Source organism: Aerococcus urinaehominis (genome assembly GCF_001543245.1).
In the GTDB taxonomy this organism is placed as follows: domain Bacteria; phylum Bacillota; class Bacilli; order Lactobacillales; family Aerococcaceae; genus Aerococcus; species Aerococcus urinaehominis.
Genome location: NZ_CP014163.1, coordinates 342,899 through 364,800 on the forward strand (window position 1 = coordinate 342,899; position 21,902 = coordinate 364,800).

At 39.8% G+C, this 21,902-nt stretch carries 17 protein-coding genes; 3 read left to right on the forward strand and 14 right to left on the reverse strand.

The features are described 5' to 3' along the window. Positions 1-40 precede the first annotated feature (40 nt). The 7 genes from argS to prfA form a co-directional block, all read right to left on the reverse strand. Entirely contained in the window at positions 41-1,738 is a 1,698-nt protein-coding gene (gene argS, locus AWM75_RS01540) for an arginine--tRNA ligase (protein ID WP_067977442.1), read from the reverse strand. A 257-nt stretch (positions 1,739-1,995) separates the two neighbouring features. Next, positions 1,996-3,303 (reverse strand): UDP-N-acetylglucosamine 1-carboxyvinyltransferase, encoded by a 1,308-nt coding sequence (gene murA / locus AWM75_RS01545; protein ID WP_067977443.1) that lies wholly within the window; start codon positions 3,301-3,303, stop codon positions 1,996-1,998. 64 nt (positions 3,304-3,367) lie between these two features. Beyond that, entirely contained in the window at positions 3,368-4,003 is a 636-nt protein-coding gene (gene upp, locus AWM75_RS01550; RefSeq protein ID WP_067977444.1) for a uracil phosphoribosyltransferase, read from the reverse strand. A 70-nt stretch (positions 4,004-4,073) separates the two neighbouring features. Continuing rightward, positions 4,074-5,294 carry a serine hydroxymethyltransferase gene (glyA, locus tag AWM75_RS01555; protein ID WP_067977445.1) on the reverse strand — a complete coding sequence of 407 codons (1,221 nt, stop codon included), beginning with the start codon at positions 5,292-5,294 and terminating at the stop codon, positions 4,074-4,076. Positions 5,295-5,422: 128 nt separating this feature from the next. Beyond that, on the reverse strand, positions 5,423-6,445 hold the full coding sequence (locus tag AWM75_RS01560) for an L-threonylcarbamoyladenylate synthase (RefSeq protein WP_067977446.1): 1,023 nt from the start codon (positions 6,443-6,445) through the stop codon (positions 5,423-5,425). Between the two features lie 9 nt (positions 6,446-6,454). Beyond that, positions 6,455-7,324 (reverse strand): peptide chain release factor N(5)-glutamine methyltransferase, encoded by an 870-nt coding sequence (prmC, locus tag AWM75_RS01565; RefSeq protein ID WP_067977447.1) that lies wholly within the window; start codon positions 7,322-7,324, stop codon positions 6,455-6,457. Further along, complete coding sequence (prfA, locus tag AWM75_RS01570) at positions 7,308-8,396, reverse strand: peptide chain release factor 1 (protein WP_412459291.1); 1,089 nt, start codon at positions 8,394-8,396, stop codon at positions 7,308-7,310. The genes prmC and prfA overlap by 17 nt, the downstream gene beginning before the upstream one ends. A gap of 206 nt (positions 8,397-8,602) precedes the next feature. Between prfA and AWM75_RS01575 the strand changes: the two genes are divergently transcribed. Continuing rightward, positions 8,603-9,958 (forward strand): Mur ligase family protein, encoded by a 1,356-nt coding sequence (locus AWM75_RS01575; RefSeq protein ID WP_067977449.1) that lies wholly within the window; start codon positions 8,603-8,605, stop codon positions 9,956-9,958. 88 nt (positions 9,959-10,046) lie between these two features. On the opposite strand, the gene AWM75_RS01580 is transcribed toward AWM75_RS01575, so the two are convergent. Continuing rightward, entirely contained in the window at positions 10,047-11,294 is a 1,248-nt protein-coding gene (locus tag AWM75_RS01580) for an AI-2E family transporter (RefSeq protein ID WP_082702016.1), read from the reverse strand. 124 nt (positions 11,295-11,418) lie between these two features. Here AWM75_RS01580 and AWM75_RS01585 point away from each other — a divergent pair, with 124 nt between their 5' ends. Beyond that, positions 11,419-12,441: a lactonase family protein gene (locus AWM75_RS01585; RefSeq protein WP_067977450.1), complete on the forward strand. Its 1,023-nt coding sequence runs from the start codon at positions 11,419-11,421 to the stop codon at positions 12,439-12,441. Positions 12,442-12,685: 244 nt separating this feature from the next. Here AWM75_RS01585 and AWM75_RS01590 read toward each other — a convergent pair whose 3' ends face one another. Then, a complete protein-coding gene (locus tag AWM75_RS01590) occupies positions 12,686-13,219 on the reverse strand; it encodes a PTS sugar transporter subunit IIA (protein WP_067977451.1) in 534 nt (177 codons plus the stop codon). 195 nt (positions 13,220-13,414) lie between these two features. Here AWM75_RS01590 and AWM75_RS01595 point away from each other — a divergent pair, with 195 nt between their 5' ends. Then, the gene (locus AWM75_RS01595; protein WP_067977452.1) at positions 13,415-14,242 is read left to right on the forward strand and encodes an undecaprenyl-diphosphate phosphatase; all 828 of its coding nucleotides are present in this window, start codon (positions 13,415-13,417) and stop codon (positions 14,240-14,242) included. A gap of 151 nt (positions 14,243-14,393) precedes the next feature. Here AWM75_RS01595 and AWM75_RS01600 read toward each other — a convergent pair whose 3' ends face one another. The 5 genes from AWM75_RS01600 to glgB form a co-directional block, all read right to left on the reverse strand. After that, positions 14,394-15,755 carry an aspartate kinase gene (locus AWM75_RS01600; protein WP_067977453.1) on the reverse strand — a complete coding sequence of 454 codons (1,362 nt, stop codon included), beginning with the start codon at positions 15,753-15,755 and terminating at the stop codon, positions 14,394-14,396. 145 nt (positions 15,756-15,900) lie between these two features. Next, on the reverse strand, positions 15,901-17,346 hold the full coding sequence (gene glgA / locus AWM75_RS01605) for a glycogen synthase GlgA (protein ID WP_067977454.1): 1,446 nt from the start codon (positions 17,344-17,346) through the stop codon (positions 15,901-15,903). A 62-nt stretch (positions 17,347-17,408) separates the two neighbouring features. Then, positions 17,409-18,557, reverse strand: coding sequence for a glucose-1-phosphate adenylyltransferase subunit GlgD (gene glgD / locus AWM75_RS01610; RefSeq protein ID WP_067977455.1), 1,149 nt, complete (start codon positions 18,555-18,557; stop codon positions 17,409-17,411). A gap of 2 nt (positions 18,558-18,559) precedes the next feature. Beyond that, complete coding sequence (locus AWM75_RS01615; RefSeq protein WP_067977456.1) at positions 18,560-19,687, reverse strand: glucose-1-phosphate adenylyltransferase; 1,128 nt, start codon at positions 19,685-19,687, stop codon at positions 18,560-18,562. Between the two features lie 63 nt (positions 19,688-19,750). Next, complete coding sequence (gene glgB, locus AWM75_RS01620; protein WP_082702017.1) at positions 19,751-21,808, reverse strand: 1,4-alpha-glucan branching protein GlgB; 2,058 nt, start codon at positions 21,806-21,808, stop codon at positions 19,751-19,753. Positions 21,809-21,902: the final 94 nt, after the last annotated feature.

Consider the following 21,902-nt stretch of genomic DNA (forward strand, 5'->3'; position numbering starts at 1 on the left):
TACCTTATATTTTGACCTTACTAAATAGTTAATTTTCCTTTTACATAGTATCAGGGGCTGCAACACCTAATAGATTCAAACCATTTTCCAAAACTTGGGTCAAGCAATACACTAATACAAGACGAGCTTGTAATCCTTGGTCTTGGTCTAAAATTCTAACATGCGCATAATATTTGTTAAAGGCTTGGGCTAGTTGCAATAAATATTTAGCAATCACAGAAGGCTCATACTTATTATATGCCTGAGCAATTACCTCAGGATAACGATTGAGCTCTTTAATCACATTATAGGCTTCAGAATTATCTAAAATCAGATCGCTAGCTAGGGCTTCTTCTAAATTAAAGTCTGCCTTACGTAAAATAGAGTGGGCCCGGGCATTTGCGTATTGAACATAAGGTCCTGTTTCTCCTTCAAATTGTACGACTTCTTCTAAATTGAAATCAAAGTTGTTCATCCGATCATTTTTAAGATCATGGAAAACCACTGCGCCAACTCCAACCTCTATTGCAACTTGGTCCTTATTAGCGAGGTCAGGGTTCTTTTGATTAATTTGATCTTGGGCTAAACTAATCGCTTCGTTCAGCACTTCTTCAAGTAGGACCACCTGACCCTTACGTGTAGATAGCTTTTTGCCACCTTGCGTAATTAATCCGAATGGTACATGGTGCATATCCTCAGCCCATTCAAAGCCCAATAGACCAAGAACAGCTTTAAGCTGTCTAAAATGATTAGATTGTTCGTTACCAACTACATATACCGCCTGGTCAAAATCATAAGTTTCCTTACGATATATAGCAGCTGCTAAATCACGTGTAATATAAAGGGTCGCACCATCAGATTTTTTAATAAGGGCCGGATTAAGGTCGAATTTTTCCAAATTAACAATAGTAGCCCCCTGGTCCACCTGCAGTAAACCTTGCTCATCTAGCAGGTCAACCACCCGATCCATCTTATCATTATAGAAGGCCTCACCATTGTTAGAGTCAAAACTAATACCGAGCAAGTCGTAAATACGTTCAAATTCTTTCAAGGACTCAGCCCGCATCCACTGCCATAATTCATATTCAGCTTGGCTGCCGTCCTCTAAGGACTTAAAAGCTGCCCGGGCTTCATCATCCAGACGCTCATCAGCTTCGGCTTCCTGATGGAAACGAACATAAAGACGATTCAGTTCAGTAATTGGATTGGCTTTAACTTGGGCTTCATCCCCCCACTTGCGATAAGCAACTATAAGCTTACCAAATTGAGTGCCCCAATCACCTAAATGGTTGATACGTACTGGGGTAAAGCCAACTTTTTTTACGATATTACCAATCGCATTACCAATGACAGTAGAGCGTAAATGCCCCATGGACATGGGTTTAGCAATATTGGGACTAGACATATCAATTACGATATTTTCGCCCGCACCAATTTCTTGATCACCATAGTTCTGACCAGCTTGAGCAACTTCACGCAGGACAACTGGACTAATCTTGGACTCATCTAAGAAAAAGTTGATATAGGGACCAACAACCTGTTTTTCCTTTATTAAGTCATGGTCAATCTGGTCAACAATTTCATTAGCAATCATCTGGGGTGCCTTGCGCATCGATTTGGCGAGAACAAAGCAAGGAAAGGCCAAGTCGCCATGATCACTATGTTTTGGCACCTCCAAAACATTTTCAATTTGCGCCACACTTAGATAATCCGCCACAGCAGCTTGGATTGCTTTGGCCAATTCGTGTTTAAAATCCATTTAAAAACTCCTTCATACTAGCAGCCCAGCTGCTTATTTTTATTAAGTTTAACTTATGCTAAATTATAGCTACATATTAATTCTACCACTATTACCCTAGCCTTTAAAGCATTGCTGAATTATTAAACTAACAAAATAGTAGTAGCTATATGGCTATTCTATCACAGTTATATTACTAGTCTAAGTCAATATAAAAGGTGCCAACGAAATTCTCTTGGCACCCCAATCATCTTATATATTTTATGCTAACAATGAATTTAAATACTATCTAGCCATTCAGATAGGTCCTCGTTAGACAAATTACCTGCTTCTCGGCGGCCAACTTTAGCGCCAAGTTGCCGTAATTTCTTATCAAAATGGTGATAACCTCGGTCAAGATACTCTAATTTAGATACTCTAGTAATGCCATCAGCTACTAGCCCGGAAATAATCAAGGCTGCTGCGGCCCGCAAATCAGTCGCTTGTACGCTAGCGCCTTGTAATTGACTAGGGCCAGTGATAGTAGCAGTGTCTCCAGAAATATTGAAATTAGCATTCATGCGTCGCATCTCTTCTAAGTGCATAAATCGATTTTCAAATACGGTTTCTTCCATTACAGAACTACCTTCAGCCATAATTTGGGCAATGGTAAATTGAGCTTGCATATCAGTTGGAAAACCTGGATACGGCATAGTTTTTACATTAACTGCTTTTAATTTACCGTCAGAAACGATACGGACCGCTTCTGGCCTTTCCTCCACTTGAACACCCATCTCTTTTAATTTTGATATTAAGGGTTGGTTATGCTCTGAAATTGCGTCTTCAATAATGACATCGCCACCGACAACTGCAGCTGCGACCATAAAAGTGCCCGCTTCAATTCTGTCCGGAATAACCATATGTTCAACGCCAGTTAATTTATCGACACCCTTAACCTTGATGATATCGGTACCGGCTCCTTGAATTTTAGCGCCCATTTTATTAAGAAAGTTTGCTAAATCAACAATTTCAGGTTCCCGAGCAACGTTTTCAATGGTAGTTGTTCCTTCAGCAAGCGTGGCAGCCATTAAAATATTTTGAGTTGCACCCACTGAGGGAAAATCTAGAAAAATATCTGTCCCAACTAATTTATCGGCCTTAGCTTCAACATAGCCTGAGGTGGTCGTTACGGTGGCTCCTAGCGCCTCAAAGCCCTTAATATGCAAATCAATCGGACGTGCCCCAATGGCACAACCTCCTGGCATAGCCACCTTCACATGACCGAAGCGGGCTAGGAGTGGGCCCATAACCACTACTGAGGCACGCATTTTACTGACATACTCGAAGGGGGCGTCGGTAGTAACCTTACCTGAAGCATCAACAGTAATTTCATTATGATCTTCATCAATTTCAGAATTTGCATTTAAATAATTTAATAACTTAGTCATTAAATAGACGTCTGAAAAAAGTGGTGCATTCTTGATTAAACTTTGCCCCTCGGATGCTAGTAGGGTAGCTGCTAAAATAGGTAATACCGCATTTTTAGCGCCATCAACTTGCACACGACCTTTTAGTTGGTGACCAGCTTTTACAATCATTTGTTCCATTATTAATCCATTCCCTTATTTTTATTTACATGATAAATTTAACATATAAAGAATAAAAAGAGAATTAAAGCGTACCGAAGAGGCGGTCGCCAGCATCACCTAAACCAGGTAGAATGTATCCATTCTCATTTAATTTTTCATCAAGGGCACCAGCATAAATATCTACCTCTGGATATTTATCGTGAATAGCTTTTACACCCTCAGGCACAGCAACTAAGCAGACAAACTTAATATGGGAAGGATCAACATCACGCTCAACTAACGAATCAATCGCCATCAAGGCTGACCCGCCAGTAGCTAGCATCGGATCGACAATCATTACTTGACGGTCTTGAATATCAGAAGGCATCTTAAAGAAATATTCAATTGGTTCAAGTGAATCATGGTCGCGATACATACCGATGTGGCCAATTTTAGCCGCAGGCACCAAGCTAACCATACTATCGACCATGCCCAAGCCAGCACGCAAAATAGGTACAATAGCTAATTTTTTACCAGTAATTCGTTTTTGGGTACTTTTAATTAATGGCGTTTCAATTTCAACGTCTTCTAAAGGTAAATCACGTGTTGCTTCATAGCCTAAGAATAAAGTGATTTCATTAACCAGTTCACGGAATTCTTTAGTACCTAGGTCCTTATCTCGTAAAATAGTCATTTTATGTTGTACTAATGGGTGGTCAATAACTGTTAAGTTTTTCATCCTGCATCTCCTTAGTAAAAATTCTTACGCACAATCTTATTTATTATACCTAAATTTTAAAATTTGTAAATTAGGAAAGTGGGAATTTAGCAACTAATTCACTAACCTCGTGACGAATATCAGCTAACAAAGTCTTATCATCGGCGGCTTTAACCACTCGTCCAATCCATTGACCAATTTGCGCAGCCTCCTGCTCAGCCATGCCTCGACTAGTAATAGCCGGACTACCGATACGAATACCCGAAGCCTTAACAGGACTCAAGGTTTCAAAAGGAATGGTGTTTTTATTAACAGTGATACCGGCCTCATCAAGGGCAGTCTCAACTTCTTGGCCTGTGAAGCCATGGTTAATTACTTTAACTAACATCATATGGTTGTCAGTTCCACCTGAAACAATGGCGATTCCTTGGTTTTTTAGAGTTGCTGCCATCTGCTGGGCGTTTTTAATCACTTGTTTTTGATAATCAACAAATTCTGGTTTAAGGGCCTCACCGAAACATATTGCCTTAGCCGCGATCACGTGTTCTAATGGTCCACCTTGAATTCCTGGGAAAATAGCAGAATTAAGCTTCTTAAAGTAAGCCTCATTATTAGATAAAATCATACCCCCGCGTGGACCCCGTAAAGTTTTATGAGTCGTTGTTGTTACCACATCAGCATAATCCAAGGGACTTGGGTGAAGTCCAGCTGCAACTAGACCAGCAATGTGAGCCATATCCACCATGAAAAAGGCATCAATTTCCTTAGCAATTTGACTAATTTTGGCAAAATCAATTACTCTAGAGTAAGCAGAAGCACCAGCTACAATCATCCGTGGTCTCTCTTGACGGGCAATTTCTGCTAACTGATTGTAGTCGATTTGCTCGGTCTCACGATCAACACCATAAGCGATAAAATCAAAACTTTTTCCCGAAAAATTGACCTTAGAGCCATGGGTTAAATGACCACCATGGCTTAAATCCATGCCTAAGATTTTATCCCCATGATTTAAAAAGGCATTGTATGCCGCCATATTTGCCTGAGAACCTGAATGTGGTTGCACATTAACATAGTCTGCCCCAAAAAGTTTTTTAGCGCGATTAACAGCCTCCTGCTCAATTTCATCAATAAATTGGCAACCACCATAATAGCGACGACCTGGATAACCTTCTGCATACTTATTAGTCAGAACTGAGCCCTGGGCCTGTCGAACTGCTGGTGACACCCAATTTTCTGAAGCAATCAGCTCAATCCCCTTATTTTGACGGTCGAATTCTTTATCAATTAAGTCAAATATCACATCTCTTGCCATATTTTTGGCCTCCTTGCTATTTAGGTCTATTCTACCATAAGCCTGGCTCAATATTTAACAAAGTTCCCTAAGCTCAATTTAAAAAGCCTGTGACTTTTGATCACAGACTTCTGCCTTAACTTAAAATATCACTCTACGACTCGACTAGCTGCTTTGAGCAGTCTATTACGATAGGCCTGGTTACCCTCTTGATCTGCCAGCAAGCTAACTACAATTGTTTTGATGTGCTTTTGATCATCAAAAGTGCGTAATGCCGCAAATAATCTTTGAGTAGCCTGACGACTACTACTACCTAAAGCATAAGTAGCCCCGTAATTGTCTGGATTAACTTTAGCAAGTTGATCATCTAGAAGGGCTAAAGCAACATCTTGCTTTTCAGGTAAATTTGAAAGATATTGGTCAATTTTACTTGCTGCAACTGCAACCACTGTCTGACTAGGGCTATAGTGACGGTATTTCATACCAGGCGCTTTAGGTGCCTGGTCAGGATTAATTTGATTAGTATTAGTCGTAATGGTTATCAAATCAACCTCTGCTTCAATCATATCTTGGGTAATAGCGCCAGGCCTCAAAATATAATAGTTCCCTGGCTCCGATAAATCTAAAACCGTTGATTCCACACCAATATCAGTTGGTTGACTAGCTAAAACACCCGCTATCTTACCGTCGAAATCATGTATGACATGGTCGACAGTCGTTGGACTTGGCTTGCCAGAAATATTGGCTGAGGGACCGACTAGGGGAAAACCTACCCGTTTAATTAAGTCTAAGGTTAATGGGTGATTAGGCATCCGTATACCAACGGTTTCTAATCCTCCACGTACAACGCTAGGGAAAATGCCTAGTTTAGCAGGCACGATAAGTGTCAAAGGTCCAGGCCAAAAGCGACTGGTCAATGCCTCGATAGCAGCCGTTTGCTGGTCAGATAAATCTCCCGCGTACTTAAAAATGTCTGAAGGGTCGGCTACATGAACAATAAGCGGATTGTCGCTAGGCCGTCCCTTTACCTGATAAACTCGGCTAACCGCATCTGCATTATTAGCTATAGCACCTAAGCCAAACACAGTCTCAGTGGGAAATGCAACCAGCTTGCCCTGTTTAAGCAAGGCTGCAGCTTGGTCTAAGGTATCTTGGTTAAATATTTCTGTCATACTAACCTCCTAGAATTTAACAAAAAGATTTCGGTCAAGACCAGCAAAATCTTGCCGCAGCCAAATCTTAGCTTGCGGATAAGCCTGTGTAAATAAATCAACTAAGACTGGCCCCTGCTGATAGCCTATTTCAGCTACAAACAATCCATCTGCAGCCAGGTATTTGTCTAATACTTGGGCAATATCAATGTAGATAGCTAATCCCTGGCTCTTAGCAAATAACGCCTCTGGCGGTTCAAATTTTAAGGTAGATTTTGACATCAAAGGACGCTCATCATTACTAATATATGGAGGATTAGTCACAATCAGATCAAATTTTTCCTCATCACTAGGCAAGGCTTGGAATAAATCCCCCTGATAAAACTTAGCTGGTAGATCCAAAAAATCAGCGTTTGCTATAGCCACATCAAGAGCAGGCTGAGAAATATCACTAGCTACCAAGTCACTATCTGGCCAAGCCGTCTTCAAAGATAGACCAATTACACCTGACCCCGTAGCCAAATCTAAGATTCGCTTAGGAATAGGGTTAAGATGGTCAATTAAATAGGCCACTAGCGCTTCTGTTTCAGGACGGGGAATGAGGCAATCTTCGCTAACCTTAAAAACATGTTGATAAAAGAAAACCTCACCAACAAGATACTGCCAAGGATAGTCATCTGTCACCATGCGCCGAAGTCCATGCTGGTAGTTAGTTAGAAAACCCAAATCGGCTTGGTTGAATTGTCGACTAAACCAGTCACTCGGCTGCCAAGATTTTAAACCTAGCAACAAATGGTAAGCGGCCTCCTCGTCTTGACCATGGGCAAGTAAAAAAGAAGAAGCCCTCTGCAGAGCTTCTCGGTAGGTCAAATCATTGGGAAAATTACAGGCTTTGTTCATTTAATTCCTCTAATTTTTGCGCTTGGTCAGCCACCAATAGGGCATCAATAATTTCTTCTAATTCACCTGACATAATAAGGTCAAGCTTTTGAATGGTCAAACCAATACGGTGATCAGTTACCCGATTTTGCGGATAATTATAGGTTCTAATCCGCTCTGAGCGGTCGCCAGTACCTACTAAGTTTTTTCGATCAGAATTATATTCACTGAGTCGTTCACTTTCTAACTGTTCATATACCCGAGACCGTAAAATCATCATAGCCTTGTCCTTATTTTGCTGCTGAGAACGTTGGTCCTGCATAGAAACAACAATACCTGTCGGCTCATGGGTTAGGCGGACGGCCGATTCCGTCTTATTAACATGCTGGCCACCGGCACCAGACGCCCGGAAAATATCTACGCGAATATCGTTGTCATCGAGTTCAAAATCAAGGTCTTCTAACTCAGGCATAACACCGACTGTTGCTGTTGAGGTATGGACCCGACCTTGTGACTCGGTTGACGGTACCCGCTGGACACGGTGAGCACCTGACTCAAATTTAAGCTTAGAATATACGTTAGCCCCGGTAATCTGTAAAATAATTTCTTTATAGCCACCGATGTCATTTGCTGAAGCTTCGACCACCTCAACACGCCAACCTTGAGACTCTGCATACTTACTGTACATCTCATAAAGGTCAGCCGCAAATAATTGGGCCTCATCGCCGCCAGCTGCGCCACGAATCTCCATGATAATATTTTTATCATCATTAGGATCCTTAGGAATCATCAAGATATGCAGCTCTTCTTCTAATTGAACCTGCTCATCCTTTAACTCCTTAAGCTCTTCTTTAGCCATATCCAACATATCTGGATCAGTAGTTTCAGCTAACAGTTCTTCTGCACCTGAAATTTCTTCATCTACTTCTTTGTAACGACGGAATTTCTCGACTTTAGGACGCAAGTCAGCCTCTTCTTTAGATAAGGTCATGAAGCGCCGATGGTCACCAATAACTTCTGGATCTGATAATAACTCGGCTAATTCACTGTAACGGGCAATAAAAGTATCCGCTTGCTCTAGTAGCATGGACATCCCTCTCTCACTTGTATATTGTCATTCTAAATTGACCATTATCAATTTAGCTACTTTCTCAATCATTAATATTAAAATGCATGGGGCAAATAGTCAATCATTTCAGCTAATTTATTAAAGAAAAAGCAAAGACCAGCTTCCCTTCTTCCCCAACAGTCAGATTATGCTAAAATATAAACTAGTTCAAAACGAGGAAGGATAAAAAAATGAGTATCAAACAATCTTTAGCTGTATTAGCTGGTAATTCAAGTAAGTGGCTCTTAGAAAAGTTAACCAACGGCGGCTCTAGCCTACCCGGCAAACTGGCAGCCAAAATTGACCCTGATATCTTACAAAATCTGGCCAGTGATTATGATGTTGTTTTAATTACCGGAACTAATGGTAAGACAGTAACAACTGCGCTTACTAGCAAGGTGTTAGGCCAAAAATTTGACCATATTTTAACCAATGCTACTGGGTCTAATATGATTCAAGGAATTACCTCAGCCTTTATTAGCGATACTAAAAATAAGGCAACAGGAAAGAAAATTGCAGTATTAGAAACGGATGAGGCTTATTTACGCTTAGTTACCGAACAAATTACTCCTAAGCTAGTATTAGTTAATAATCTTTTTAAAGACCAAGCTGACCGTTACGGATCAGTAGCTAGCACCTACCAACTAATCCAAAAAGGCTTAGCTAAGGTACCTGAAACGCCAGTTCTTATTAATGCTGATATCCCTCATTTGGTAAATCCTAACCTATCCAACCCAATTTTTTACTTCGGATTTAATAGCCCAGACCAGAGTCAGGATATTCAAACGGCTAATTCAGCTGAAGACCTAGCTTGCCCGGAATGTGGTCAAGGCCTTCACTACCATATGATTGCTTACGATAATGTTGGTGACTATTTCTGTCCTAGTTGTGATTTTAAACGGCCCCAACTTGATTATCAAATTGATCAAATTATCCAATTAAGTCCTGATAAATCTCAGTTTGAGCTATTTGGTCAAACCATCAACCTGCCACTTGCTGGTATTTATAACGTCTATAATGCGCTAGCAGCTGGCGCTATCGGCAGTTTCTTCCAAGTGACCCCTGATCAAATTAAAATGGGGCTAGAGCAAGTTGGACATATCTTTGGTCGGCAAGAAATTATTCAGGTCGATGACCACCTAGTAAAAATCAATTTAATTAAAAATATCGTTGGTTTTAATCAAATTGTCGACCTTGTTGGTCTTGAAAATGATGAATTTACTTTGATTACTGTTCTAAACAATAACCCTTCTGACGGCGTCGATACCGCCTGGATTTGGGATGCTAATTTTGAAGCCTTCAAAAACATGCCCATCGCTAGCTACAAATTAGCTGGTATCGCAATTGAAGATTTAGAAAAAAGGTTGCTAGCAAGTGGGATTGGCCCCGCAGCTATAGAAAGATTAAACAGCCCCGCAGCCATTGTCAACGCTATAAAAACGGCGCCCACTGATAAAGTTTACCTGCTTGTAACCTATACTGCTATGATGGAAGTACGAAAGGAACTGGCTGACCAGGGCATTATCGACGACCGTATGAGAGCGTAATTCGGATTATAAATATCATTAAAGTAATAAAATGAATATAAAAAGCATTGGCTGGTATGATGCCAATGCTTTTTTACATTGATTAAATTTATCGATTTATTTCATGATTATGGTCTTCTTCATATAGACCAGATACTTGTTGGTACCAGGTAAAAAAGTGTTGAACAATCACCTTTAAAACGGCATAAACAGGAATAATAATAATCACACCCACAACACCGAAATATGATCCACCAATAATCAGCAGAAGCATAATGGTTACTGGATGAATTTCCAAATTAGATCCTAAAATTTGAGGTGATATGATTCGCGCTTCTATTGTCTGCTCAATAGCAAAAACTAAAAGCACCTTAACAAGCATGGCCGGCCCCATAACAATTGCTACAATAATGGCAGGTATCATGCCTAGAAATGAGCCGAGATATGGTATAACATTTAAAAACCCAGCAGCGATACCAATCACCGTGCCATAACGTAAACCAATAACTGCATAACCAATCACAAACATAACAGCAACTGATAGGGCGACTAAAATTTGGCCTCGGATATACTGGGATATTTGCACATTCATTTCTGAAAACAGACGAATCGTCTGAGGCCGTATCCGAACTGGTATTAACTGCTTAGCATTTTCTGTCCACTGACGACCGTCTTTAAACATGTAAAATAGGATAATTGGTGCTGCTACAAGCGCTACACCGACCTTGGTTACCGTACCAAGAATAGAACCGAGCCTCTCGATTGTTTGATTAGCTAAATCAGACCAATTGATACTATCAAACTTAGCAGCATCATTCAGAAAGTCATCAATAAGTACCTGTAATTCTGAATACCAAGCAGCTCCAATAGCTGATTCAACAACTTTTTCATATTGGTGCCAAATTGATTGCCAGTCAGCTAAAAACTCTTCTCCTTGGCCAATTAATCCTGGAATTAAACTAATTAATCCAACTAGCGCTAAAGCAATTAAAACTAAGACAATTATAGCTCCGACTAGGCGACTGATCCCCTTTTTCTCTAGTTTATTAACCAAGGGCACGGTTAAATAATAAAAAACAGCTGCAATTGCAATAGGCAAGATAATAATACCCAAGATATCGAAAACAGGTTGGTAAGCAAATTCTAAACGGCGAACTAGCCATATTAAAATAGATATAACAATTAAAACATAGAGCGTCACCGTATAGCGATTATCAATCAAAATTCGATAAAACCAAGAATTTTCAAAACTGTTCCCACTTTTTTCATATTGGGCCAAGTCTTCTAAGCGTTGGTCAAGATAAGCTGACTGCCTTGTTTCTCGGTCAGTATGGCTATGGCCATTTTTCTTTGTCATACAAGACCTCCTTTAGTTTTACAGCTATTTTAGCATATTTAACCTAGATTAATAGGGAGTCAAGGGCGATAAATTTAAAGTTATCCTGTATAATAACAGTAGTGATATAAAAGGAGCGATATTGATGGAAACAATTTACCTAGGTGGCTATACCCGCCAAGATAACCAAGGCATCCACGCTAGTCAATTTGATTCAGAGTCTGGTCAATTTGGTGAAAGTCAATTAATTGTTGCAGTTGAAAATCCTACTTATTTTGATTTTAATGCTGATCAAACTAGTCTATTTACGCTAGCAGTTATCAATGATCAAGCCGGAGTTGCCCACTATAAAAAAACTACACAGTCATGGTATCAAGTCGACTTTGAGCCTGTTTGGGAAAGTAATGGTTGCTACCTTTCCTATGACCAAGAGCGCCAACTGATTTATTTAGCTAACTATGGGCTCGGTGAATTAGCCGTAGTTCAAGTGGACGAGCAAGGCCATATGTCCCACCTCCAAACAATCAAACATACAGACCCGACTGGACCACATGAAAATCAAGACCATGCGCACGCCCACTATATTCAAGCCAGCCACAAACATCCCTATGTTTTCTCTTGTGATCTTGGCACTGATCAGGTTCACACTTATCAAGTTAATGCGGATAAGCAACTCAGTCAAGTAGCAGTCTACCATACTGAGCCTGGGACCGGTCCTCGCCATCTGGTTGAGCATCCTAGCCTGAATATTCTCTATATTTTGGGTGAGTTATCTTACACCATTGACATCGTTGCGGTTCAGGCTGATGGTCAATTAATAAGTATTGACCGCATTGACACTATGCCTGATTCATGGACTGGCTTTAATTCTTCTGCTGCAATTCGCTTGAGTGATGATGGTCAATACCTTTATGTATCAAATCGTGGTCCTAACCAAATAAGCACTTTTTCAGTTAGTGCCGATGGCCAAGTGCTCAGCCAATTACAAACTCTAGCTAGTGGCGGTGACTTTCCGCGCGATTTTAATTTCAATGCTAGTCAGGACTATATCATTTGTGGCCATCAGCATGAAAATCAAATATCTGTCTTTAAACGAAATCGCAAGAGTGGTTTATTAAGTCGGATTGATGATAGCTTAGCGCTTAATGAAATTGTTTGTATTAAGTAATCTAACTCATAAAAAGAGTCTGTGACAACTGTCGCAGACTCTTTTATATTTAGAAAACTATACAGCTTCGTATTTACTTCTTATACGCGCAGCTTGTTAAATAACTAGGCCTAAATTAGAAAGCATATTAGTATAGCCCCAACTTAGACGTGCTAGCTTGATAGACTAATCCAAAAATTGGTTACACTCCAATTCACCTTTGTTACCGACAAACCTAGCTACTTATCACTATTGTCTTTATTAATTAAATATCTGGATAGGAGACAATGCTAGCTACGTGGTCCCCTGCTTCCACCATTTGGCCTAAATTAGGGTCTAGGCAAGTCTCACTAAAGGTCGAATGGATAATAACACAAATCGTTGGATCAAAGTCTAGTTGAACGAGTTGATTACAATCCATTTCAACCAACTGGTCACCCACTTCTACTTGTTGCCCTTCTTCTACCAGAAGCTGGTAAGCTTCGCCGTCTAAGCTAGCTGTCTCTACACCCATATGAACCAATATTTCTAAGCCGCTAGCGCTCACAATACTAAGGGCATGGCGACTAGGGAAAATCTGCCCGATTTCTCCTGCTAATGGCGCATATACTTGGTTGCAATCAGGGTATAGCCCATAGCCATCCCCTAATAATTTTTGACTAAAAATTTGATCGTTTACTTCTTCAATCGCCATTATTTTGCCCTGACCTACCGCGTAGAGCTGGTCAAGTTGAACATGATTCTTTATATTTAACTGATTAGCTAGTTTGTTTTTCCTAGTCTTTAAGAAGTTAAACATCAATTTCCTCCTAACTTAATTATGGTATTCCACAGAACACGTTAATTAGTTTTTCAAGATAACAGCCAGTATCTTAACATATGAACTAGAAATATGGTAAATTTTATTGAAAAATTCAATTTAGATTCTAATCTTAATAAAAAATTTGCTATACTTTAGCTTGTCGACAATTTTATACTGCAGAAAGGATACACAATGATAGAACTATTAAAAATAATTTTTATTGGCGTTATAGAAGGTATAACTGAGTGGTTACCTATCTCCTCAACTGGACACATGATATTAGTTGAAGAATTTATCAGTTTAAATGTCCGCCAAGAATTTTGGGATATATTCTTGGTTGTTATCCAACTGGGAGCAATTCTAGCCGTTTGTTGGATTTACTTTGATCGTTTAAACCCTTTTTCTTCAAACAAGTCAGACGCTGATAGAAAAGAAACATGGGACACTTGGTTTAAAGTATTAGTAGGCTGTTTACCAGCTGCTATTTTTGGTTTAATTTTAGACGATTGGATGGAAGCCCATTTAATGAATTGGTTAGTGGTTGCCCTTGCCCTAATTATTTACGGGATTGCCTTTATCATAATTGAAAAACGCAATGAAACAAGACAGCCTGTTGTCAATTCCATGGCAGATATGTCCTACAAAACTGCCTTACAAATTGGCCTCTTCCAAACGCTATCTTTAGTACCAGGAACTAGCCGATCAGGTTCTTCCATTCTGGGTGCAACCATTCTTGACACTAGCCGGCCGGTCGCAGCGAACTTCTCCTTCTTTATGTCCATTCCTATTATGTTCGGGGCTTCTGGGCTAAAATTAGTGAAGGCGCTACTAACTGGTTTTCGCTTTACCGGTGGTGAACTTATCTTACTTCTAGTTGGTATGATCGTGGCCTATATCGTATCAATTATCACAATTCGCTTTTTACTACGCTATATACAATCTAATGATTTCAAAATCTTTGGTTGGTATCGCATTGTTTTAGGCCTTATAGTGATTATCTATTTTGGATTTATTAGATAGATTTAGAATCCTAGTATTGAGGTGGCAAATTTAGCCACCTTTTTATATATCCTTTTTATAATGTGCCTATTAGCTTTTAGCCAATCCAAAATGTCAATAAACCTTGAAGAGGCTGGAACTTTGTTCCAGCCTCTTAGTTTTATTTATACTGTTATTGAGAAAGATCACCAAAAAATTCTTGATAGATAGCTCTTACTGCGTCAGCCTCAACCTCTTCTTTGAGACCAAACATGACGCTTGTTTCGGATGAGCCTTGGTTTATCATTTCTAGATTAATCCCTGCTTCTGAAAGTGCCTTAGTCGCCCGAGCAGTATTACCGACAGTTTCAATCATACCTTCACCAACAATCATCATTAGGCAGATGTTCTCTTGACGGGTCACTGAATCAGCAGCAGTTACTACTTGGATTTTTTCAAGCATTTTTTTCATATCTTTAGAAGAGACCATATCTGCTCGGAAAATCACATCCATATCATCTATACCTGATACGACGTGCTCAACCGATACCTCAAATTCTTCTAAAACTGAGAGTACACGGCGCATAAAACCGACCTCACGATTCATCAAATATTTTTTTATGTAAATCGATGAAAAACCACTTGTTGAAGCAATCCCAGAAATTGGGTAGGGATTAGTTGGCCTGGTTCGTGTGATCATAGTCCCCGGTGCAGTCGGATTATTGGTGTTCTTGATACATACCGGAATGCCCTCAGCAAAGGCAGGGTACAGGGCCTCATCATGAAAAACAGAGAAACCAGCATAAGAAAGTTCTCTCATTTCAGCGTAAGTCAAATGGTCAATACCAACTGGATTCTCAACTTGACTAGGATTAGCTACATAGATTGAATCTACATCAGTGAAATTTTCATATAGGGTAGCCCGTACACCATTTGCCAAAATAGCCCCAGTGATATCTGAGCCGCCACGAGAAAAAGTGACGACCCGCCCTTCTTTGGTATAGCCGAAGAAGCCCGGAAAGACTAGAACGCCCTCAAGGTCCCGTAATTTGTAGAGATTCAAATATGATTCTGGTAGCACCCGCGCATCACCTGGTTCATCTGACAAGAAAAGTCCAGCTTCTTTAGGATTGATGTATTGTGCATTAATCCCAGATTCTCTGAGATAGGCTGCGATTAGCTTAGCATTATTATCTTCGCCTGAAGCTTTGATTGCATCAAGGTAATAATCCGCTTGACTTACGTCAGCAGCAACAAGCTCAGTTAAATTCTGAGTAATTTCCTCAATAACTGGTTCCTTTATCCCCAACTCATTAGCTACCTCTTGGTAACGTTCAATTACTTGAACAAAAACATGAGAGATATCATCACCTGTCAAAGCCCGTGTAGCTAACTCGATCAAAAGATCTGTAACCTTAACATCGTCTTTATAGCGCTTACCAGGTGCAGAAACCACCACTATGCGCCGATTACTGTCAGCAGCAATAATATCTTTAACTTTTTCTAATTGACCCCCATCGGCAACCGATGAGCCACCAAATTTAATTACTTTCATGGTAAACCCTCAATTCACTTAGTTTCCATACAGTATAGCATTATCTTAAAAAAGTTTAAAGCTGCCATTTTAATGACATAATAGTAAAAACGCCTGAAATTATAGTTCAGGCGTTTTTTGGCATAACAATAAGTACCAATCTATCCTATTCGTCAAGTAAATCTTGATAAATAGCAATATAATCACCAGCTGGGTGTACCCATCTAAAGTCAGTGGTCATGGCTTGATAAATTAATTTTTCCCAAGCCTCAGGTTGGTTATTATATACATCCAAGGCATAATACACTGTTTGCGCAAAAGTATGGTCATTAAAAATGCCAAACGAGAAACCATTGCCAGTACCAGTATACTGGTTATAAGGTGTCACAGTGTCCTTTAATCCGCCAGTTTCATGAACTAAAGGTAAGGTGCCATAGCGCATAGAAATCATTTGTGACAAACCGCAAGGCTCAAAGGCAGAAGGCATCAGGAATATATCTGAAGCAGCATAAATTTGCTGAGCTAGGGCAACATCAAAATCAATGTAGGCGCAGAAGATACCCGGGTATTTCCACTCAAAGAAACGGAAACTATTTTCAAACTGGGCATCACCAGTTCCTAAAATAACAATTTGCACATCCTGGGTATTAATAATTTCTTCAGCTTTAGCTTCAATTAACTGCATACCTTTTTGGTCAGTTAAACGTGATACTACACCCATTAGTGGCAGGTCGGGGTCAACTGCTAAGCCAAGACGTTCCTGTAGGGCCACCTTGTTAGCACGCTTGCCAGTAACTGCTGTATCTAATTCATAATTCTCAACAATATTAGCATCTGTTGCTGGATTATTAATATCATAATCAATACCATTAATAATCCCTCTGATTTTCCATGAATTTTGCCTTAGAACACCATCTAATCCTTCACCAAATTCTGGGGTTTGAATTTCTCCGGCATAGTTTGGCGAAACCGTGGTAACGATATCAGAGAAATTAATACCTGCCTTCATAAAATTAACCATATTACCAGCTTGAGCCCCATTTGGATGGAACAAGCTCATGGTTGTATTAAATACATCATACAAAATTTCAGATGGGTACCATCCCTGGAATCTGATATTATGAATTGTTAATATTTTACGAATATCTCGATAGGCTTCTACCCAGTGATATTTATCAACTAATAGGGCTGGAATCATTGCCGTTTGCCAATCATTACAGTGGATAATGTTAGGAATAAAGTCAATTTTTTCCATCATCTCAATGACAGCTAAATCAAAATAGCCAAAGCGTTCACCTTCATCTGGTTCCCCATAGAGCACACCCCGGTCGAAGTACTCCTTGTTGTCAATAAAGTAGTAGGTCACGCCATCTAATTCAAGCGCTTCTACACCTACATACTTGCGGCGGTAATGACCAAGTTCCACTTCAAAATCAACCACATGGGTTAGTTCTTGCTTATATTTTTCAGCCATATGGTTATATAGGGGGAGAACAACCCGGATATCAATGCCTTGTTTTTTTAACTCTTTAGGTAAGGCATAAGCAACATCCCCAAGACCACCAGATTTAAAAAAGGGAGCACTCTCTGAGGCAGCAAATAAAATTTTCATAAAATCCTCCTTAAAGATAAACAAGGGACTAGGACAAATGCCCAGTCCCTCTTAACTTGTCATTAATCTGCTTTGATTACCTGGTTTTTACCAATTACAATCGGTTTATCAGCGGAACCCTCAATAACTGCACCAGGTTCTACCACAACACTCTTGTCTAGGATGGCATAGGACACCTTAGCCCCTTTACCAATTTGACAACTTTGGAAGATAATTGAGTCATTTACTTCAGCTTGCTTGTCTACAAACACTTTACGACCGATATGAGATCTGCAAATATTACCATAGATTTCAGATCCATTTGCTAACTGAGAATTAACAATATCGGCGTGGTCACCATAGTAATTAGGTACCCCATTTTGAGCTTTAGTGATAATTGGTTGCTCAGTTTGGAAGAGTTTGGTAAATGACTCAGCGTCAAGCATATCCATACTAGCATCATAGTAGGCCTTAATTGAGTCGATATTAGCTACGTAGCCCTTATATTCATATGCATAAACATCATAATCACTTAGATAAGCTTCTACTAGTTGGTCAATATCTAAAAATAGACCATTATCGTCAGCCTTATTAATCATATCAATTAAATCAGCAGACCGCATCAAGGTCATATTCATGTCAAAATTAGCTGTTTCTCCGTAAAGCGGTGTTACTCCTTCTTTAGCGAAGGATACCAAGCGTTCACCCGCTCCAACTCCGACGATATATTCTTCTGGATGATACTCCACATACTCTCTTGGTACTTTAGCGTACAAACGCGCTAGCTGTGCACCGGACTCTTCTAATTCAGCTAAAACGTCATTTAAAATAACATTAGCTAACACCTTTGAGCCAGATACAAAAACATATTCTGCACTAGCCCGTTCTAAGAAGGTTAGGTGGTCTTCATAAAAGTTGCCCTTGCGACTAGCTGCTTCAAACAAGGCTTTTTTATGATGCATATGGGAATAAGTAAAGATACCACCACGATAGGTATCTAAATCCCAGGCTTTACCAGAACGAATGTGGTCATAAACTGAACGACCAGAATCACCGATGAATAAGCCTGCTGAACGCACCCCAGCATGGGAAATACTAGTTAAAGAAAAATCTAGAATGCGATAGCGGCAAGCGAAAGGCAAAGAAGCAATTGGCCGAGAAGCAGTTAGCGGTGCCATATGCTCATCTTTTTCGCTCAGGCTAAAAATGGCGGTTAATTTATTACGATACATACTTAATTACCTCCAACTTCTTCTTCATAACCAACAACTAGGATATTATCTGGGCTGCCTACTAATTTAGCATTGTCATGAACTTGTGCCCCTTCACCCAGAATGGCGTATTCAATTTCAGCATTCTTACCAACAGTCACATTAGACATCAGGACAGATTTATTAACTTTAGAGTCTTTGCCTATCAGAACTTCTTGAGAAATTACTGAATCAACAACTTCTCCGCGAATAATACAACCATCTGAAACAATTGAATTAGACACATGCGATTCAGCAGACAGGAATTGTGGTGGCGCTACCGGATTCTTAGAATTAATCGGCCAAGAAGAGTCTCTAATATTTAATGGATGATCGGGGTCGATAAATTCCATGTTGGCTTCCCAAAGTGAATCAATGGTACCAACATCCTTCCAGTACCCTTCAAAAGCATAAGCATAAAGAGATTCATGATTATCTAAATACGCCGGAATAACATTTTGACCAAAGTCTTCCATCTTTTCAGGATCTGATGTTAAATAGTCACGGAGCTTCTTCCAGGTAAAGATATAGATACCCATCGAAGCTAGATTAGATTTTGGATGTTCTGGTTTTTCCTCGAATTCAACAATTCGGCCTTCTTTATCAGTATTCATGATACCGAATCGAGAAGCTTCTTCAATTGGTACTGGGATAACACCTACAGTACAATCGGCTCCTCTCTCTATATGCTCATCAAGCATCTTTTGATAGTCCATCTTGTAAATATGGTCACCTGATAAAATTAGTACGTATTCCGGATTATGACTATCTACGAATGTAATATTTTCATAAATCGCATTGGCTGTACCTTCAAACCAATTACCACCATCAGAACCTGAATATGGTTGTAAAATGAAGGCACCACCATCACTAGAGTCTAAATCCCACGGAGATCCGTTACCAATATGGGTATTCAAAACTAAAGGTTCATATTGAGTCATAATACCTACTGTACTAATACCAGAGTTAGCACAGTTAGATAGAGGGAAATCAATGATACGATAACGACCACCAAAAGGTACAGCTGGTTTTGCTATATCCTTGGTTAATTTACCCAAACGTGTACCCTTACCACCAGCCAAAATCATTGCAAGCATTTTTCCGTTTTTCATAGAAAGTGGAGTTAAACTCCATTCCTCCCTTCAAAAAATTAATGGGACATCAACAATTATTAATTATTTCCGAGCTGTTTTTCTCTTTCTTGTCTTCTTCGTTTTTGGCAGCTTAGCTTTCTGAGGTTGCTTTGCCTTTGTTTGATTTACTTGAGCGGCCTTTGCTAGCGCTTCTTTTTCTTTCTGAACTGCATCAGCTTGACTTGAATAGTCAATTAATTCAATTTCTAAAGGCTCTAGTAAAAAAGTTGCCATGGAAGGTAGCGTAACTTCAATTGAATAGAGATGACGCTGAGCAGGTATGGGTTCAGCTTCAAATACTTCTTGCTGATACTCCCAATTACCACCAAATTCCGCCATTTCACTATTTAAAATGACCTGGTAAGTACCTGGGTATGGCACGCCAATACGGTAGTTGTCACGCTGAACAGGGGTGAAATTATGTACACAGACTACTAGTTCCTCAGCTTCATCTGCTTGACGGATATAAGCAACGATGGTGCGGTCAGCATCGTCCGCCTCTAAGAAAGAGATGCCATTACGATTCAAGTCATTTTGATGAAGCGCTTTCTTGGTTAAGTATAACTCATTTATGCTTTTAACAAAATGGTTATATTCACTATTAAATTCTCTATTTAAATCTTCCCATTCCAGCTGACTATACCAGCGCCATTCCAGGAACTGACCAATTTCATTGCCCATAAAGGTTAGTTTTTTACCAGGATAAGTCATGCGATAGCCTTCCATAACTCGTAAGTTACAGAATTGGTCATAACGACTATTACCAGGCATCCGACCTAATAAAGAATGTTTGCCATGAACCACCTCATCATGAGATAATCCCAAAACAAAGTTCTCATCAAACATATACATAAAGGTAAAGGTAATTAATTTATAATTATATTTACGCGACAAGGGGTCAAGAGAAAAGAACTTTAAAGTATCGTTCATCCAGCCCATATTCCATTTAAAGTTAAAACCAATACCTCCATGGTCGAGGTTAGCGGTGACACCTGGCCAGGCAGTTGATTCTTCTGCCATCATCAGATAAGAAGGGTCTCTTAAAAACACCTCTTTGTTAAGCTTGCGTAAGAAGCCTAAGCCCTCTAAGTTTACATTATTACCATATTCATTAGGGGTCCATGGACCCTCATCATAATCTAGATACAAAATATTAGATACTGAATCGACCCGGATACCGTCAAAGTGGAATTTTTCCAACCAGAACAAGGCATTTGATATTAAGAAACTTTGCACTTGCGACTTACCGAGATCAAAGTTCAAACTACCCCAGCGAATATTATTGGCCCGATTAGGATCACTATATTCAAAAGTTGGGGTACCGTCGTAATATGCCATGGCATCATCATTGACGACAAAATGCCCGGGAACCCAGTCAACAATTAACCCAATTCCCTCTTGGTGCGCCCGATCGACAAAAGCCATTAAATGCTCAAAATTAGTGCCATATCGTCCAGCTAAGGCATAATAGCCACCAATTTGGTAACCCCAAGACATCTCCAATGGATGTTCCATCAGCGGCATAAACTCAATATGGGTGTAACCCATCTCTTTAACATAAGGAATCAATTCATCAGCTAAATCTGCCCAGGTATAAGCGGAGCCATCTTCATGTCGGCGCCAAGAAGATTGGTGGACCTCATAGATATTTAACGGTTCTTTATAGACATTTGACTTTTGTCGTTTTTCATACCAGGCTTGGTCCTGCCACTGATAGTCAGGAAGATTTTGAATGATGGACGCATTGGCAGGTGCGATTTCATAAGCGAAAGCAAAAGGGTCTTGCTTCTCTTTCTTTTCACCAGTGCGAGCCTCTATAACATATTTGTAAAGATCCCATTCCTTGGCATTCTCGATAAAAACAGTCCAAGCACCAGTTCGTCCTACTTTTTCCATTCTGGTTTCTTGCCAGTCATTAAAGTAACCTTTCACATATACACGCTTAGCATTCGGTGCCCAGACCGTAAAACGATATCCTGTTACACCATCTAGCGTCGTTTGACGAGCCCCCAAGAACTCATAGGCTTGGAAATGGTTCCCTAGATTAAAGAAGTACATATTATGCTCCAAGGATGCCATATCCAGCGGTTGATTAGACATATCCGTCCCCTCCTTAGCAGACTATTTCATAAGTTAAATATACCATGTTAAGCCAAAAAATGACAGCGCTTTCTGAAAGATTATTCTCATTTTT

Bases quoted from the DNA above. Each gene is read 5' to 3' on its own strand.
- glgD (WP_067977455.1), bottom strand. From the start codon at position 18,557: ATGTATCGTAATAAATTAACCGCCATTTTTAGCCTGAGCGAAAAAGAT.
- prmC (WP_067977447.1), bottom strand. From the start codon at position 7,324: ATGAACAAAGCCTGTAATTTTCCCAATGATTTGACCTACCGAGAAGCT.
- argS (WP_067977442.1), bottom strand. From the start codon at position 1,738: ATGGATTTTAAACACGAATTGGCCAAAGCAATCCAAGCTGCTGTGGCG.
- AWM75_RS01590 (WP_067977451.1), bottom strand. From the start codon at position 13,219: ATGTTTAACTTCTTAAAGACTAGGAAAAACAAACTAGCTAATCAGTTA.
- glgA (WP_067977454.1), bottom strand. From the start codon at position 17,346: ATGAAAATTTTATTTGCTGCCTCAGAGAGTGCTCCCTTTTTTAAATCT.
- glgB (WP_082702017.1), bottom strand. From the start codon at position 21,808: ATGTCTAATCAACCGCTGGATATGGCATCCTTGGAGCATAATATGTAC.
- glyA (WP_067977445.1), bottom strand. From the start codon at position 5,294: ATGGCAAGAGATGTGATATTTGACTTAATTGATAAAGAATTCGACCGT.
- murA (WP_067977443.1), bottom strand. From the start codon at position 3,303: ATGGAACAAATGATTGTAAAAGCTGGTCACCAACTAAAAGGTCGTGTG.
- AWM75_RS01585 (WP_067977450.1), top strand. From the start codon at position 11,419: ATGGAAACAATTTACCTAGGTGGCTATACCCGCCAAGATAACCAAGGC.
- AWM75_RS01595 (WP_067977452.1), top strand. From the start codon at position 13,415: ATGATAGAACTATTAAAAATAATTTTTATTGGCGTTATAGAAGGTATA.
- AWM75_RS01600 (WP_067977453.1), bottom strand. From the start codon at position 15,755: ATGAAAGTAATTAAATTTGGTGGCTCATCGGTTGCCGATGGGGGTCAA.
- AWM75_RS01560 (WP_067977446.1), bottom strand. From the start codon at position 6,445: ATGACAGAAATATTTAACCAAGATACCTTAGACCAAGCTGCAGCCTTG.
- AWM75_RS01615 (WP_067977456.1), bottom strand. From the start codon at position 19,687: ATGAAAAACGGAAAAATGCTTGCAATGATTTTGGCTGGTGGTAAGGGT.
- AWM75_RS01580 (WP_082702016.1), bottom strand. From the start codon at position 11,294: ATGACAAAGAAAAATGGCCATAGCCATACTGACCGAGAAACAAGGCAG.
- upp (WP_067977444.1), bottom strand. From the start codon at position 4,003: ATGAAAAACTTAACAGTTATTGACCACCCATTAGTACAACATAAAATG.
- AWM75_RS01575 (WP_067977449.1), top strand. From the start codon at position 8,603: ATGAGTATCAAACAATCTTTAGCTGTATTAGCTGGTAATTCAAGTAAG.
- prfA (WP_412459291.1), bottom strand. From the start codon at position 8,396: ATGTCCATGCTACTAGAGCAAGCGGATACTTTTATTGCCCGTTACAGT.